The 16,070-nt window shown below is 60.2% G+C and carries 14 protein-coding genes; 5 read left to right on the forward strand and 9 right to left on the reverse strand.

The genetic code is table 11. The features are described 5' to 3' along the window. Positions 1 to 741: 741 nt before the first annotated feature. Positions 742 to 2,349 (reverse strand): ABC-F family ATP-binding cassette domain-containing protein, encoded by a 1,608-nt coding sequence (locus tag AB4O36_RS05980; RefSeq protein ID WP_460141243.1) that lies wholly within the window; start codon positions 2,347 to 2,349, stop codon positions 742 to 744. Positions 2,350 to 2,654: 305 nt separating this feature from the next. Between AB4O36_RS05980 and AB4O36_RS05985 the strand changes: the two genes are divergently transcribed. After that, positions 2,655 to 3,218, forward strand: a complete 564-nt coding sequence (locus AB4O36_RS05985) for a DUF4174 domain-containing protein (RefSeq protein ID WP_460122451.1) — start codon at positions 2,655 to 2,657, stop codon at positions 3,216 to 3,218. Positions 3,219 to 3,311: 93 nt separating this feature from the next. On the opposite strand, the gene ampC is transcribed toward AB4O36_RS05985, so the two are convergent. Continuing rightward, a complete protein-coding gene (gene ampC / locus AB4O36_RS05990) occupies positions 3,312 to 4,478 on the reverse strand; it encodes a class C beta-lactamase (protein ID WP_460141244.1) in 1,167 nt (388 codons plus the stop codon). Positions 4,479 to 4,638: 160 nt separating this feature from the next. Here ampC and AB4O36_RS05995 point away from each other — a divergent pair, with 160 nt between their 5' ends. Continuing rightward, positions 4,639 to 5,514, forward strand: coding sequence for a LysR family transcriptional regulator (locus AB4O36_RS05995; RefSeq protein WP_460141245.1), 876 nt, complete (start codon positions 4,639 to 4,641; stop codon positions 5,512 to 5,514). A 57-nt stretch (positions 5,515 to 5,571) separates the two neighbouring features. On the opposite strand, the gene gudD is transcribed toward AB4O36_RS05995, so the two are convergent. Genes gudD through AB4O36_RS06010 form a run of 3 tightly spaced genes read right to left on the reverse strand, consistent with a single transcriptional unit; the run spans position 5,572 to position 8,568 of the window. Then, on the reverse strand, positions 5,572 to 6,915 hold the full coding sequence (gene gudD, locus AB4O36_RS06000) for a glucarate dehydratase (RefSeq protein ID WP_460141246.1): 1,344 nt from the start codon (positions 6,913 to 6,915) through the stop codon (positions 5,572 to 5,574). Positions 6,916 to 6,940: 25 nt separating this feature from the next. Next, positions 6,941 to 8,266: an MFS transporter gene (locus tag AB4O36_RS06005; protein ID WP_460142116.1), complete on the reverse strand. Its 1,326-nt coding sequence runs from the start codon at positions 8,264 to 8,266 to the stop codon at positions 6,941 to 6,943. A 17-nt stretch (positions 8,267 to 8,283) separates the two neighbouring features. Further along, positions 8,284 to 8,568 (reverse strand): hypothetical protein, encoded by a 285-nt coding sequence (locus AB4O36_RS06010; protein WP_460141247.1) that lies wholly within the window; start codon positions 8,566 to 8,568, stop codon positions 8,284 to 8,286. Between AB4O36_RS06010 and AB4O36_RS06015 the strand changes: the two genes are divergently transcribed. Continuing rightward, positions 8,567 to 9,283, forward strand: a complete 717-nt coding sequence (locus tag AB4O36_RS06015) for a FadR/GntR family transcriptional regulator (protein WP_460141248.1) — start codon at positions 8,567 to 8,569, stop codon at positions 9,281 to 9,283. The two genes, AB4O36_RS06010 and AB4O36_RS06015, sit on opposite strands and share 2 nt — an antisense overlap. 13 nt (positions 9,284 to 9,296) lie before the next feature. On the opposite strand, the gene AB4O36_RS06020 is transcribed toward AB4O36_RS06015, so the two are convergent. Next, the gene (locus tag AB4O36_RS06020) at positions 9,297 to 11,258 is read right to left on the reverse strand and encodes a methyl-accepting chemotaxis protein (RefSeq protein WP_460141249.1); all 1,962 of its coding nucleotides are present in this window, start codon (positions 11,256 to 11,258) and stop codon (positions 9,297 to 9,299) included. Between the two features lie 182 nt (positions 11,259 to 11,440). Then, positions 11,441 to 12,355 (reverse strand): DMT family transporter, encoded by a 915-nt coding sequence (locus AB4O36_RS06025; RefSeq protein ID WP_460141250.1) that lies wholly within the window; start codon positions 12,353 to 12,355, stop codon positions 11,441 to 11,443. Positions 12,356 to 12,451: 96 nt separating this feature from the next. Between AB4O36_RS06025 and AB4O36_RS06030 the strand changes: the two genes are divergently transcribed. Then, positions 12,452 to 13,315: a LysR family transcriptional regulator gene (locus AB4O36_RS06030; protein WP_460122463.1), complete on the forward strand. Its 864-nt coding sequence runs from the start codon at positions 12,452 to 12,454 to the stop codon at positions 13,313 to 13,315. A 10-nt stretch (positions 13,316 to 13,325) separates the two neighbouring features. Here AB4O36_RS06030 and trhP read toward each other — a convergent pair whose 3' ends face one another. Continuing rightward, a complete protein-coding gene (gene trhP / locus AB4O36_RS06035; protein ID WP_460141251.1) occupies positions 13,326 to 14,651 on the reverse strand; it encodes a prephenate-dependent tRNA uridine(34) hydroxylase TrhP in 1,326 nt (441 codons plus the stop codon). A 162-nt stretch (positions 14,652 to 14,813) separates the two neighbouring features. On the opposite strand from trhP, the gene AB4O36_RS06040 reads away from it, so the two are divergent. After that, the gene (locus AB4O36_RS06040; protein WP_460122467.1) at positions 14,814 to 15,875 is read left to right on the forward strand and encodes an AI-2E family transporter; all 1,062 of its coding nucleotides are present in this window, start codon (positions 14,814 to 14,816) and stop codon (positions 15,873 to 15,875) included. Here AB4O36_RS06040 and AB4O36_RS06045 read toward each other — a convergent pair. Then, positions 15,872 to 16,054 carry a hypothetical protein gene (locus AB4O36_RS06045; protein WP_460122469.1) on the reverse strand — a complete coding sequence of 61 codons (183 nt, stop codon included), beginning with the start codon at positions 16,052 to 16,054 and terminating at the stop codon, positions 15,872 to 15,874. The two genes, AB4O36_RS06040 and AB4O36_RS06045, sit on opposite strands and share 4 nt — an antisense overlap. Positions 16,055 to 16,070 lie beyond the last annotated feature (16 nt).

Below are 16,070 nucleotides of genomic sequence, written 5' to 3' on the forward strand. Positions count from 1 at the left end.
GCTCGCGATGGTCGTTAACGATGACGCGGGCTGTCTGGATGCCCGCGGTGGCTGGGCCACCATCGCGAGCATGCTCGCTCCTACAGGGGTCGTGTTTCGCTTTTGATCTAGATCTTCTGTAGGAGCGAGCACGCTCGCGATGGTCGTCAACGATGACGCTGGCTGTCTGGAGGCCCGCGGTGGCTGAGCCACCATCGCGAGCAAGCTCGCTCCTACAGGGGATCGTGCTCGGCTTTTGATCTTGATCTTCTGTAGGAGCGAGCACGCTCGCGATGGTCGTTAACGATGACGCGGGCTGTCTGGATGCCCGCGGCGCCTGGTCTACCATCGCGAGCATGCTCGCTCCTACAGGAATCGTGTTTCGCTTTTGATCTAGATCTTCTGTAGGAGCGAGCACGCTCGCGATGGTCGTTAACGATGACGCGGGCTTCCTGAAGGCCCGCGGTGCCTGGGCCACCATCGCGAGCATGCTCGCTCCTACAGGGGATCGTGCTCGGCTTTTGATCTTGATCTTCTGTAGGAGCGAGCTTGCTCGCGATGGTCGTTAACGATGACGCGGGCTGTCTGGATGCCCGCGGTGGCTGGGCCACCATCGCGAGCAAGCTCGCTCCTACAGGGGGCGTGTTTCGCTTTTGATCTAGATCTTCTGTAGGAGCGAGCACGCTCGCGATGGTCGTCAACGATGACGCTGGCAGTCTGAATGCCCGCGGTGGCCGGGCTACCATCGGAGCATGCTCGCGCCTACAGGATTTGTATTTCCCAGGTGTGGCTGTGCAGGTGCAGGAGGTGGGTGAGTTGCAAGCGCGAGAGGAGGTCTTCGTCGTGGGAGGCGATCATCAAGGCGCCCTGGTATTGGCTCAACATGGTTTCCAGCGCCTGTAGCGACGCCAGGTCCAGGTGGTTACCCGGTTCGTCCAGCAACAACAAATGCGCAGGTTCGTCTGCGTAGAGTACGCAGGCCATGGCGGCCTTGAGGCGTTCGCCGCCACTGAGCGACCCGCTGGGTTGCAGCAGTTTCCCGGCATCCAGGTCCAGGTGGGCCAGGCGCGTACGCAACTCGCCCTCGCTGCTGCGGCGGTTCACTTGCAGCAACTGTTCGAGCACCGACTTTTGCGGGTCCAGGTTACTTGTCTGTTGATCGAGCCAGGCCATCGGCGCCTGCACCGAACATTCCCCCGACTGCGGCTGTAGTTGCCCCGCCAGTACCTTCAACAATGTTGATTTGCCCACGCCGTTATCGCCCATCACACCAATGCGCTGCCCGCCGCCAATGCTCAGGTCGATTGCGCAGGCGCTCTCAGGCCTGAACGGCAGTCGCAATGCCTCAAGCCTGGCGATCTGACGGCGATGGGTCGATGAATCCTGAGGCGAATACAAACGAATCAACGCATCTTGCTCGACCTGTTGCGCTGCCTCGCGCACCTGTCGGTTCATCTGTTCGCGAGCGGCGGCTTCCTGGGCTCTTGATTTACCCAGACTGTTCTCACTCTGCTCCTTGCGGCGCCCCAGCAGAATCGGCGCCTGATTAGCCTCGCGTGCACTGCGGTTGCCCTGGGCGTTTCGGCGTTCCTGACGCTCGCGCTGTTGGGCCAGCACCTGCTCGCCACGCTTGCGTTCATGCTTGCGCTGCTGCAATAGCCGCGCGGCGTTTTCGCGTTCCAGGGACTTGGTCTGCTGATAAAAATCGTAGTCGCCACCATAGCTTTGCAGGCCCAGAGACGACAGTTCGACGATGCGCGACATGCGCCGCAACAATTGCCGGTCATGGCTGATCACCAGCAAACCCTTGGGCCACTGATCCAGTTGGTCCATGAACGCCAGGCGGCTGGCACGATCAAGGTGATTGGTCGGCTCATCGAGTATCAGCCAGTCAGGGTTGGCGACCCAGGCTCCCACCAGCGCCACGCGCATGGCCTGGCCACCACTGAGCTTCCCGGCAGGTTGCTCAAGCGAAAGGTGGCCCAGGCCCTGAGCCTGCAACTCGGTCTGCACAAGCCTGCGGATATCCCAGCGATCCGCGACGATGTCGAAATCCGCAGGCTCGACACTGCCGGCTTCGATACGTTGCAGGGCCGCCAGCACTGGCTCGACACCCATCAGATCGGCAACACTTCGGGTTGTATCGACCTGTTGCGTCAGGTAGTGCACAGAGCCATCGCGCACGCATCGGCCACTGCTGGGCTCCATCTGGCCGGCCAGTATTCGCGCGAGCAAACTCTTGCCCACACCATTGCGGCCTACCAGGCCAGTGGCGTGTTGATCAAATTCAATGCAAAGATCGGAAAAAACAACCCGGCCATCGGGCAAGGTCAAGGAAACGCTGTCCAGCGTCAGGCGGGAATGGGGCATGGGTGTTTCTCAATGGATGCCAGCGATCACTTCCCCACAGAATGGGAAAACATGAAGTCGGGACCGTCAAACAGGACGGCGGCATCAATTGCGCATCGGACGAACACCTCACAGGAGCCAAAGAGCGTCGATTATGGAAGGGCCTGACCGGGAAGGGCAACCACCGATTGTCAGCATCGGCACTGGTTGCGCATTGACTGCCCTGACCTAAGCTTGGGACATGGCGAAACACAATTGCGGTGCTCACCCGGAACGAACGCCGCGATGCGCAATCACTAGAGCGTGGATATCAAAAGGAGATGCGCATGCTCATCAGGTCACTGACCCTGACAACCTTGCTGGCCTTCGCCGGTCCCTTGCTCGCTGCTGATGGTGATTCGCCGTTGGATGTCCAGAAAGGCCTGTCCCGACCGCTGATCGTCATCGCCCAAAGCACGGTGGACCCTGTCTGGGTCAACCTGAAAAAATCCCTGGAAGACCCGGCCAACAAGCAGGGGATCGCTGATCGCAACATCAAGGTGTACAGCGTGCTGAACATGTCCGGCCAGCTTGATGGCAAGGACATCGGCCAGCAGGACACCATGGCGCTGATTCGTGCGTTGAAACTGGGGGCGGGGGCGTTGCCCAAAGTGATATTGATCGGTAAGGACGGCGAGAAGAAGTTCGAGAGCTCAGGTGAAGAAGCCAAATCTACGGACTTGAAGAAAATCTTCGATACCATCGACGCCATGCCCATGGCCGAGAAGGAAGCCGCAGCCGCCGCGCCACCTCCTCCCGCTGCCGAACCGGTCCCGGCCAAAGGTGCGAAGAATGCAAAACCCGCCAAGCCGGCGAAACCGTCCAAGCCGCCCGAGCAGCCGGATGATTGAGCGGGCGTGAGTCCCGACCTATTCGTCGATTCGTGAACCTCCTGCAGGTTGAGGGGCAGGGGGTATCTGGGCTCAGCCCGTCCATTCCTGAAATCAATAACCCAATGCCTCCAATACCGCATGGGCGATTTTGATTCGCTCGGCATTTGGATAATTGCGGTTGGCCAACATCACAATCCCAATCTGCTTCGCGGGAACATACGCGACATAGGCGCCAAATCCGCTGGTTGAGCCGGTCTTGTTGAACAGCGCATCCTGACGAGGAGGTTGGGGAGGATTGAGCCATCGCACCGGGTTGGCTTCATAGGCCATCTGCGCTGAATTGCCCGCCAGCAAGGTGTCGAGCTTGACCGGATAGGGATAGAACTCCCAGCCCAGCCCCTGAGTCGTGTCGCCTACCTGGTAGTAGCCGGTGTGGGTGAGGGCGATGGCCTGTTGCAAGGGCTTTTCCAGTAGCGCCGGTTGCATGTTCGCCTGCACGTAGCGGATCAGGTCCGCCGCGCTGGTCTTCACCCCATAAGCTTCCGAGTCCAGCGCTCCCGGGCCGACCCGTACCGGCTTGTCATCCTTGTTGTAGCCCTGGGCGTAAAGCCCCAGTTGATCCTGCGGGACCCTGAGGAAGGTGTGTTTCAAACCGAGTTTGGGCAGCAGGGTCTTTTCCACCGCCTCATCGAACGGCAAGCCAAGACGTTGCGCGGCCAGGTAACCGAACAGTCCAAGACTCGGGTTGGAGTACTGGCGATGGCTGCCCGGGGCGTACACCGGTTTCCAGTGTTTGAAATAGCCGAGCATTCCGTCCGGCGTGTCCGCCTCGGCGGGAAACTGCAACGGCAACCCACCGCCGGAATAGGTGCCCAGTTGCAGCACGCTGATGTTATCGAACGCACTGCCCCGCAGGGCGGGCCAGACCTGGCTGGCCTTGTCGGTCAAGGACAGTTTGCCACTGGCCTGGGCGTATGCGGCGAGGGTCGCAGTGAAGGTCTTGCTGACCGAACCAATCTCGAACAGTGTGTTTTCGCTGACCTTTTCGCTTGTTTCCTTCGAGGCAACGCCGTAATTAAAGTAATGTGGCTTGCCGTTCACGGTGACGGCGACTGCCAAGCCAGGGATGCCTTGCTGCTGCATGAGTGGTCTGACGATGCTGTTGACTGTCGCTTCAATCTGCGAGTCCGTTGCATTCGCGGTCATGCCGTACCCTGTGCTGAGGAGAAGTCCGAAAGCGCTGTAGGATAAGGCCTTGCTGAGCTTTAAGTTGTGCATGTGTACGCTGCTGTTCATGAGGTTTTTGTCATGTGTGCCCGTTCGGAGCGAGCGATTCCCAGGGGGCCGCCGATGAGTGTGGCGAAAATCTATTCACTTTTCCGCCCTGGGACAAACGATGTTATTTGGGCCTGGTCATTAGAAAAATTTGGGAGTCAGCATGATTCGCCCGCAATTGCCACTCAATGCGCTTCGCGCCTTCGAGGCATCGGCCCGGCATCTGAGCTTCACCCGAGCGGCGGTCGAACTGTGTGTGACGCAGGCGGCGGTCAGTCATCACGTCAAGAGCCTGGAAGCCCAGCTCAAGGTGACACTGTTTAAACGCTTGCCCCGGGGGCTGATGCTGACCAGTGAAGGGGAAACCCTGTTGCCGGTGCTGCGTGAGTCTTTCGACCGCATCGCCGCCACACTGGAACGTTTCGAGGGCGGGCATTTTCGTGAAGTGTTGACGGTGGGGGCAGTGGGGACGTTCGCGGTGGGGTGGCTGATGCCGAGGCTGGCGGACTTCCAGGCGAAATATCCCTTCATAGATCTCCGCCTGTCGACCCATAACAATCGTGTGGATGTTGCCGCCGAAGGTTTGGACTATGCGATTCGCTTCGGTGCCGGGGCCTGGCACGGCATCGAGGCGGTGCGCCTGATCGAGGCGCCGTTGTCGGTGTTGTGCGTGCCGCAGATAGCCCGGCAATTGCAGACTCCGGACGATCTGTTGCAGCAAACGTTATTGCGTTCCTACCGCACGGACGAGTGGCCGCAGTGGTTTCAGGCCACCGGTCTTGCACCTCATGTCGCGCCGCCGCGCAGTATCGTCTTCGACTCGTCACTGGCGATGATGGAAGCGGCGCTGCAAGGCGCGGGGGTGGCGTTGGCACCCCCGCTGATGTTCGCCCGGCAATTGACGGTCGGGGCCATTGAGCAACCGTTCGCCATTGGCATCACCACCGGCAGCTACTGGCTGACACGTTTGCAGTCTCGGCCCGAAACCTCGGCGATGGCGGCGTTCAAAGGGTGGTTATTGCAGGCTGCCCTGTCTTGACCCAATTCCCGTAGGAGCGAGCTTGTCGAGGCGTCGACAGGCTCGCTGAGGTGTGTCTCAACGCACCAGACACGGCCGCTTGTTATCAAACTTCCACCCCGGTATCAGGAACTGCATCGCCAAGCTGTCATCTCGCGCGCCGAGCCCCATTCCCTTGTACAGCTCGTGGGCCTTGGCCAACTGATCCATGTCCAGCTCGACGCCCAGCCCAGGTTTGTTCGGCACCTGTACGCAACCACCGACGATTTGCAGCGGTTCGCGGGTCAGGCGCTGACCGTCCTGCCAGATCCAGTGCGTGTCGATGGCGGTGATGTCGCCCGGTGCTGCGGCGGCGACGTGGGTGAACATGGCCAGGGAAATGTCGAAGTGGTTGTTGGAATGCGAGCCCCAGGTCAGGCCCCACTCATGGCACATCTGCGCGACCCGAACCGAGCCCTGCATGGTCCAGAAGTGCGGATCGGCCAGCGGGATGTCCACCGATTGCAACTGGATGGCGTGCCCCATTTCCCGCCAGTCGGTGGCGATCATGTTGGTGGCGGTTTTAAGGCCGGTGGCACGGCGGAACTCAGCCATGACTTCGCGTCCCGAGTAGCCGCTTTCCGCGCCACAAGGATCCTCGGCGTAGGCCAGCACTTGATGCTGATCGCGGCACAAGCGAATCGCTTCCTTGAGTGACCATGCACCGTTCGGGTCGAGGGTGATGCGCGCCTGCGGGAAGGTTTCGGCCAGCGCAGTCACGGCTTCGATCTCGGCATCGCCGCTCAGTACGCCACCTTTGAGCTTGAAGTCCTGGAAGCCATACCGCGCGTGAGCGGCTTGTGCCAGACGCACCACTGCCTCGGCGGTCATGGCCTTTTCGTGACGCAGGCGAAACCAATCGTTGTCAGCGTCCGCTTCGCTGCGATAGTCCAGATTGGTCTGTTCCCGGTCGCCGACATAAAACAGGTAACCGAGCATCTTCACTTCGTCACGCTGCTGGCCTTCGCCGAGCAGGGCGGCCACCGGAACGTCCAGGTACTGGCCGAGCAAATCCAGGAGTGCGGCTTCCAGGCCGGTGACGGCGTGGATGGTGATGCGCAGGTCGAATGTCTGCAGGCCGCGACCGCCGGCATCACGGTCGGCGAAGGTCTGGCGCACCTGATTAAGAATCTTCTGATAACTGCCGATCGGACTGCCCACCACCAGCGAGCGGGCATCTTCCAGGGTCTGGCGAATTCGCTCGCCGCCCGGCACTTCGCCGACGCCGGTGTGGCCGGCGTTGTCCTTGAGGATCACCACGTTGCGAGTAAAGAAGGGGCCGTGGGCGCCGCTCAGGTTGAGCAGCATGCCGTCGTGGCCGGCTACTGGGACCACCTGCATGCTGGTGATGATCGGGGCTTTGGCGGTGTCATGTGCGGTCATGTTGTTGTCCTTATCAGAGGCCATGTCAGGCGTGCTGTGGCGCAGGTTTGTCAGCAGCCACCGGTGGTGCGGTTTTGGGTGTATTGCGGGCCGCGAAAACGATGATTGCGGCGATAATCGAAGTGGCGGCCAATCCGTACAACCCGCCCTGGATCGAGCCGGTGTGTTGTTCCAAAAGGCCAAAAGTGGTCGGCGCGACGAAGCCGCCGAGGTTGCCCACCGAGTTGATCAGCGCAATCACCCCGGCGGCGATTCGCGCATCCAGGTAGGCCTGGGGAATCGGCCAGAACAGCGAAGACGCGGACTTGAAACCCAGCGCCGCGAAACAGATGGCCACGAACGCGAAGATCGGCCCGCCCGTTGTGGACATGAACATCCCGGCTGCGGCGATCAGCAGTGCCGCAGCCACCCAGGCTTGCTGGTGTTTCCATTTCGTCGACAGGGAGGCAAAGGCGTACATGCCGACGATCGACAGCAACCACGGGATCGAGTTGAACAGGCCGACCTGAATGTCGCTGAGGTCGCCCATTTTCTTGATGATGCTCGGCAGCCAGAACGTCGCGGCGTAGATGGTCAACTGGATGAAGAAATAGATCAGGCAGAACAGAATGATCTGGCGATCCTTGAGCAGCGTCCCCAGGGAGGGTTTGACCGGTGAGGCGGCTTCGCGGGCCAGTTGTTCGGCGTCGATGGCCTGAACCAGCGCGTCCTGTTCTTGGCGGTTCAGCCATTTGGCGTCATGGGGCTTTGAATCCAGCCAGAACCACACGAACACGCACAGGCCTACCGAGAACATGCCTTCAATGAAATACATCCATTGCCAACCGTGCATCCCAAGCCCGTTGATTTGCAAGAGCAGCCCAGACAGTGGGCCGGAGATCAGCGATGCCACGGCCGACCCACTCAGGAAAATCGCGATGGCCTTGCCACGCTCGGCGCCGGGCAGCCAGCGAGTGAAGTAGTAGATCACCCCCGGAAAGAAACCGGCTTCCGCCACGCCCAGCAGAAAACGCAGGATGTAGAAGTGGGTTTCGTTCTGGATGAAGGCCATGCTGGCGGCGACCAGGCCCCAGGTCAGCATGATGCGAGTCAGCCAGACTCGGGCACCGACTTTTTGCAAAAGCAGGTTGGAGGGGACTTCGAACAATGCATAACCGATGAAGAACAGACCGGCACCGAATCCGTAGGCGGCAGCGCCGATACCCAGGTCGTGTTCCATGTGAGTGCGGACGAAACCGATGTTCACGCGATCGATGTAGTTGACGATGAACATGATGACGAACAGGGGCAGAACGTGGCGTTTCACTTTCGCGATGGCGGATTGCAGGACCGGATTGACGCCGTCGTGCATCCCGGTAAGGGGTGTGTTCACTTGATTGTCTCCCACTGATTATTTTTATGCGGGGTATTGCTGGGTGCTGCTTGTTGAGAGACATCATACAACTGCGTTTTTTTGTTCTGCAAGGGGTTGCATCCCAGTAATCTTGGGTTTTGTCGGGATGCCCTGTCTTTTTGTGGTTTTGTTTTCAGTGTTTTTTGGCGGCTTACGGCGAGTTTGTTGAGTGTTGTCATACAAGTTGGTGCGTGTTTATTCCGGCTTCCGCTCATCCGCAGTGCTACGATGGCGTCAATTGCGCCTTCGGATGAGCCCATGCAAGAAGAACTCGACGCGCCTGCCCGCAAGCGCACTCACAACCTGGCTCATGACCTGGTGAGCAAGCTGACCCAGAGCATCCTGCTCGGCCAGATGCTGCCGGGGGACAAGCTGCCATCGGAAAACAGCATCGTTGCCGAGCACGGCGTCAGTCGCACGGTGGTGCGCGAGGCCATCTCGAAGTTGCAGGCGTCGGGGTTGGTGGAGACGCGGCACGGCATCGGCACCTTCGTCATCGAACGTGCGCCGGAGCAGGGGTTGCGGCTGAATGTCGACACCGCACTGGGAGTGCGCAGCATCCTGGAATTGCGTCTGGGCCTGGAAACCCAGGCCGCAGCGCTGGCAGCCACGCGGCGAACCGATTCGCAACTGGTCCAAATGCGCCAGGCCTTGGACGATTATCAACGTTTGCTGGCCAACAACGACAGTTGCGTCGAGGCCGACCGGCGCTTTCATTTGTTGATTGCAGAGGCCACCGGCAACGCCTGTTTCAGTGAAATCATGCAGCACCTGGGCAGCGCCATGATTCCCCGCACCCGGGTCAACGCCGTCGAACGCGGCGCCACGGATCTGAGCAAGTTGGGACAGCTTGCCAACCTGGAGCATGAGGCCATTCTCAATGCCATCAAGCGCCAGGACGCCGATGCGGCGCGGGCCGCGATGTGGCTGCACCTGACCTATAGTCGCGACCGGTTTCTCGCCGCTCGCGACTGACGTGCACTGACGGCTAGGCCATCTTGAACCGGTTGACCAGTTGTTGCTGGTATTCGGCCAGGCGGGCCAGCTCCTGGCTGGTGATCGCCGTCTGCTCGGCGCCGGCACTGACCTGAATCACCAGGTCATTGATCTCGTTCACGTTGCGGTTGATGTCCTCCGACACCGCACTCTGCTCTTCGGCAGCCGAGGCGATCTGAATGTTGCGGTCGTTGATACGGGCGACGCCGTCGGCGATCTCCACCAGCAATTCACCTGCGCGTTCAACTTTGCTTGCGCCGTCCTGCGCCTTGTCGAGCGTTTCCTGCATGGAAATGACCGCGTGATCCGACCCGGCTTGCAGGTTGCTGATCATCTGCTGGATGTTGCCTGTGGATTCCTGGGTTTTCTGCGCCAGGGTGCGCACTTCGGAGGCGACCACGGCAAAACCGCGACCGAACTCTCCAGCCCGGGCCGCTTCGATTGCTGCGTTCAGTGCCAGCAGATTGGTCTGTTCGGCGATGCCGCGAATAACGTCGAGCACCGAGGAAATCGCGTGGCTTTCATCCTTGAGATTGCCGATGATCTGCGCGGTGTCCTCGGCCTGGCCTGACAATTGGCGGATCAGGCTGATGGTGCTTTCGATCTCGGCGCGACCTTGCTCGGTGCTGAGGTTGATCTGCCGCGACATCTGCGCAGCGTCGTTGGTGCTTTGCGCGACTTCACGCACCGTGGCGCTCATTTCATTGATCGCGGTAGCGACCTGTTCGGTGCCCTGGCGCTGCTGGTCAACGCTCTGGCTGGTCTGGATCGTCACCGCAGAGGACTCCTCCGCCGCCGTGGCCACTTGCGCCGTGGCGTTGCCGATTTCCTCGATAATCCCCCTGATTTCTTCGGCCATGCGATTGAGATTGAGGGAGATCTGGCCGAACTCGTCCTTGCTCTTGTAGGTGGCTCGGGCGGTAAGGTCGCGTTGGGCGAGGCCGTCGAGTACCCGGTTGACGTCGCTCACCGCCAGATTGATGGTGCGGATGATGATGTATGAAAGCAGTGCGACTACCAGTAACGATACGACCATCGCGCCAATCGTCAGCCATAGCGCACGGCTGGCGATGTCGCGTTCATGCATGGCCAGGTTGCTCACGCTCTGGCTCAGGGCTTCTTCTACCTGGCCCATCAGGTCGATGCGCTGGGTGGAGGTTTGGAACCACATTTCGGGTTTGATGTTCAGCGGTTGGCCCAATGGAATTTCAAACGCCAGTCGTTGCAATCTGTCGACTTCGAGGGCGACTGGGCTTCGCATTTGTTCCTCGAACTGTTTCAGCGAAGCGGGCGGGGCCTTGCGGCGGAACGCATCGGAGTAGGCAGAGAACTCGCCCAGGTTGCTGCTGAAGCGCGACAGCAGGGTTTCGTCGAAGTAGCCCTGATTGAACACCAGGCCGAGCAGTACCCGATCGCGTCCGGCCCGTTCTTTCATTTCGATGAACTGGTTGAGCGCGCTGAGCGCGTGAATCACCCCGGCGTTATTGACGTTCGCTTCCAGGGAGTGGGTAAAGCCGATGAGCGTCTTGATCAGCCGGGTATAACGCTCACCCGACTCGGTCCCGCTGATACTCAACTTATCCACCTGCGCACGAAGGGCTGGCAGCTCATCCAGTGCACGAATGGCATCCACCAGTTGTGCATCGCCCTGGGCAGACAGCCCCCGCACGGCCTCGATCGAAACATTGGAACCGTTGCGCATTTGCGTCAGCTGCTGCGCCATGGACTTGCCGCCGCTGCCGAGGAATACACCACTGGCGCCGCGTTCGCGTTGGAGTGTGGTAATCAATCGACTCAATTTCTGCGCGGTGGCGCTGGCGGTCACCGTCTCATTCATGTCGTGCAGCGTTGCGTAGTTGCTCGACACAAACAGGCCCGACAGCAATAGAAACCCGAGAAGGGGCAGTGCCAGGATCAATAGCAGTTTCAAACGTAGCGGGGCATTTTTCAGCATGGCCCTTAACCCTCATTCCAATTAAATTCATTGAGGCGCTAAGTTGTCGTACCGCTATTTTTATCCGCGCACACCTGTGCTCGATGTTACGGCAATGGCTAAGTGCTATCGCCTTGAATCTGGCGCCAATAGTTTGCCTGGGGGGTCAATGTCCGATTGCTTTGATATGGATCAAAAAAGTGTCATTTATCACAGGTAGTCGATGAGTCGATGATCAGAGTCTTGCGCTCCAGGTTCAGCGCCAGCACGCTGATCAGCACGACCAGGGCGCCAACGACGATCATCAGGCTGGGGCGCTCGCCCAAGGCGAAAGACGCCATCACCATCGCTGTCGGTGTCACCAGGTACAGGGTCATCGTCGCCCGACTCAGGTCAACGTGCGCGAGCACGAATGCCCAGGCAAGATAGGCGAGCGCACTGGGAAACACGCCCAGCGCCAGTACAGCCAGTTGCACACGGGCGGGTGCGGTGGCCACTTGCGCCGCCAGCCCTGGCAGGTACACCAGCAGCAACACAGTTCCGGACCACACCGTGTAACACACGAGTGTCAGCCCGCTGTAACGCGCGCAATGAAGTTTCTGCAAGGCAAAGTAAAGACTCCAGGACAGCGCGGCGAGCAGGATCAACAGACCATGGGCGTCGAGGCTGCCCAAACCACGGTCACCTGCGACCACGATCATCACGCCGATCAGCCCGAGCAATACACAGCCCCAGCGCCAGGCGCTCACCTGATCTTTGAAGACAAACCGTGCCAGCAACGTGCTGAACAGGGGGGTCGTTTGCGCCAGGACACTTGATGCCCCGGCTCTCACGCCTTGCTGGCCGAAGTTGATCGCCACGTGATGCAGGCTCACGGCAAAAAAGCCGAGGCCGAACAGCAGCGGCACATCGCGCAGGCATGGCAGGCTGATGCCCTTGATCAAGGCGATCAGGGCCATGAGCGCAGAGGCCAGCACAAACCGCAGCAGCGCCAGGTGTCCGGGGTCGTAAGCTTGCAGGCCGATGTGAATGCCGCTGGGAGAATACCCCCAGCACGCCACGACAAAGGCCATGGCCAGGGTGATTTTGAGGGGGGAAGCAGTGGCGAGCGTTGACATGGTCGGGCACCGGTTGGCAGATGCCTGGAGTATCGTAAGGCGAACCATTCGCCACAACTGACTTATACTGCTCAAAACGTTCACTCTAGGTGATGTATGGAGCTGGCCCAGATTCGTATGTTCAAGACCGTTGCCGACGTGGGCAGCATCGCCCGCGCGGCTGAGTTGCTGCATTGTGTGCCGTCGAACGTTACGGCGCGGATCAAGGCACTGGAGGCAGAGTTGGGCGTCGCGTTGTTTTTGCGCGAGGGCAGGGGGCTGCGCATCAGTGCGTCAGGGCAGACGTTTCTGGCTTACGCCTCGAAGATCCTTGCGCTCACCGCCGAAGCCAAGCGGGCATTGGACCCCGCCGCCGAGCCGTCCGGCCCGTTGCGCATCGGGGCAATAGAATCGTCCGCGACGGGTCGCTTGCCGCGTCTGCTGGCCAAGTTCCACAAGCGTTATCCGGCGGTGGCGTTGGAGCTGACGACTGGCAGTTGGGGGCAACTGCTCGATGACACGGTTGGACATCGGCTCGACGGAGCGATAGTCGCGGTGGATGTCGAGCGCTCGCACCTCAAGCGCACGCCGATGTACCGCGAGGACTTGCTGTTGATCGCCTCGACATCGATGGGGCCGGTGCGTGACATCAACGACCTGCGGGACAAAACCGTGTTCATGTGGCCCCAGGGCTGCCCTTATCGCGCGGCGTTGGAACACTGGCTATTGCGCCAGGGCCATGCACTGCCGATTGTCAGCCTGGCCAGTTACGGCGCGATTGTCGGTTGCGTGAGCGCGGGGGCAGGCGTTGCGTTGGTGCCCAAGGGCGTGTTCGATCAGTACGCCAAGGGCGCCGGTTGCGCGGGGTACGAATTTCCCGACCTGACGGCCATCGACAACCTGTTTTACTGGCACGAAAACGCCGGGGTCCACCCGGCGCGAGAGGCGTTTGTGGCAATGTTGCGTGAAGAGTTTGCGTGATGATGTGGGGTCAGGGCTTCGCCACATCTCGCATCAACAATCCAAACGCCAAATCCACCGTTTCCGGGATCGGCAGGTACACCGTGTGGCCATCACCCGGCGCGACGTCGATGGATTCGCCCTTGAGGTTGTGCAACTGGTGCAGGTCGAAATGGACGTTGCCGTTGGGGGTCATCAATTCCATGTGATCACCGAGGGCGAAGCGGTTTTTCACTTTCACCTCCGCCAACCCCTCACGCCTTGAACCGGTCAGTTCGCCGACGAACTGCTGGCGCTCCGACACCGAACTGCCGTTCTGATAATTCTGGTACTCGTCATGGACGTGGCGGCGCAGGAAGCCTTCGGTGTAACCGCGCTGAGCGAGGGATTCCAGGTGGGTCATCAGGTTGCGATCGAATTCACGCCCGGCCACGGCATCATCGATGGCCTGCCGGTAAACCTGGGTGGTGCGCGCGCAATAGAAATGGGATTTGGTGCGGCCTTCGATTTTCAGCGAGTGCACGCCCATGCGGGTCAGGCGTTCGACGTGCTGCACGGCGCGCAGATCCTTGGCGTTCATGATGTAGGTACCGTGTTCGTCCTCGAAGGCGGGCATCAATTCGTCGGGGCGATTGGCTTCCTGCAACAGGAACACCTGGTCGGTCGGCGCGCCGATGCCCAGCGTGGGTTCGGGCTCGAAGGTCTGGACGATATCGCCGACGACGTTTTCTGCCGCCTCCTGCGCCGAGTATTTCCAGCGGCAGGCGTTGGTGCAGGTGCCTTGGTTGGCATCGCGCTTGTTCATGTAACCCGACAGCAGGCAGCGTCCGGAGTAGGCCATGCACAAGGCGCCGTGGACAAACACTTCCAGTTCCATGGCTGGCACTTGTTGGCGAATTTCCTCGATTTCCTCCAGCGACAGCTCCCGCGACAGAATGATCCGGCTCACCCCTTGCGACTGCCAGAACTCGACGCTTGCCCAGTTGACCGTGTTGGCCTGCACCGAGAGGTGAATCGGCATCTGTGGGAAATGCCGGCGTACCAGCATGATCAGGCCGGGGTCGGACATGATCAGCGCATCCGGCGCCATGGCAATCACCGGCTCCAGATCCTTGAGGAATGTCTTGAGCTTGGCGTTGTGCGGCGCGATGTTGACCACCACGTAGAACCGCTTGCCCTGGCCCTGTGCCTCGCGGATGCCGAGTGCGAGGTTGGCGTGGTCGAATTCGTTATTGCGCACTCGCAGGCTGTAGCGCGGCTGGCCGGCGTACACGGCGTCGGCGCCATAGGCGAAGGCATAGCGCATGTTTTTCAGGGTGCCGGCGGGGGCGAGCAGTTCGGGCTTGGCGAGGGTCATGGGCGTGTCGATCGCAAAAGCCGGGCAGGGTAACGGCCTTGCCTGCGGGTTTCATTGATCTGGATCTATGCTTGGTGAACAAACCGATGGCACTCGCGCGAACCGTGGTGGACTAAGCAACAGGACGCGACCTGCGTCGCCTTGGACTGACATGGATCGGACATGAACGAACAGACGGTACACAACAAGTCGCTGGTGGTCCTGCTTGGACTGGTTACGGCGGCTTTTATCTGGATTCTGCTGCCGTTCTACGGCGCGGTGTTCTGGGCGGTGATCCTTGGCATCCTGTTTGCGCCCATGCAGCGGCGGCTGCAGTTGAAGCTGGGATGGCAGCGCAACTTTACGTCAGCGCTGACCTTGGGCATCTGCCTGGTGATCGCCATTTTGCCGATGATCATTCTCGGCATGTTGTTGGTCCAGGAAGGCGCTACGGTGTACAAGCGCATCGAAAGCGGCGAGCTGGACATCGCCGGTTATGTCACGCATTTCAAGCACAGCCTGCCGGCGTACTTCCAGCATTTGCTCGATCGGGCCGGGGTCGGTGAGCTGGAGGGACTGCGCGAGAAAATCATCAAGAGTGCCGTGAGCGGCAATGAATTCATCACCAGTCAGGCGTTCAGCTTCGGCCAGGGCACATTCGATTTCCTGGTGAGCTTCTTCATCATGCTCTACCTGCTGTTCTTTTTTCTGCGCGACGGTGCCGAACTGGCGCGCAAAATGCGCACCGCCATACCGCTGGAAGAACACCAGAAGCGCCGTTTGCAGCTCAAGTTCAATCGGGTGGTGCGGGCCACAGTCAAGGGCAACCTGGTGGTGGCCATGACGCAAGGTGCGCTGGGCGGGCTGATTTTCTGGTTTCTCGATATTCCCAGCGCGTTGCTCTGGGCGGTGCTCATGGCGTTTCTGTCGTTGCTACCGGCCGTCGGAGCGGGGATTGTCTGGGCGCCGGTGGCGGCGTTTTTCCTGTTCAGCGGGGCGATTTGGCAGGGCGTGGTGCTCGGGCTGTTCGGTGTGTTCGTGATCGGCCTGGTGGACAATGTGTTGCGCCCGATACTCGTGGGCAAGGACACCAAGATGCCGGATTACCTGATTCTCATCTCGACGTTGGGTGGCCTGGCCATTTTCGGCCTCAACGGCTTTGTGATCGGGCCCCTCATCGCGGCACTGTTCATGTCGAGCTGGGCGATTTTCATCGAAACGCAACCGCGGGTGCAGTTGCCTTAAGCGCTGAATCGCTCGGTGTCGAGGCGTCGAGACAAGGCCTGGGCGGCATTGAGCGAGGTGAGCGGACCGCTGATCGGTTCGCCGTCCTGCATCAAATACCAGCAGGCGAGCAAGCCGACCTCCCTGAGCGAGGCGGGAACGGCGCTGCCGATAACGGACATGATTTTAACCTGGGACATAAGTACCTCCATCAAT

It is taken from the genome of Pseudomonas sp. S2_E01, assembly GCF_054668365.1.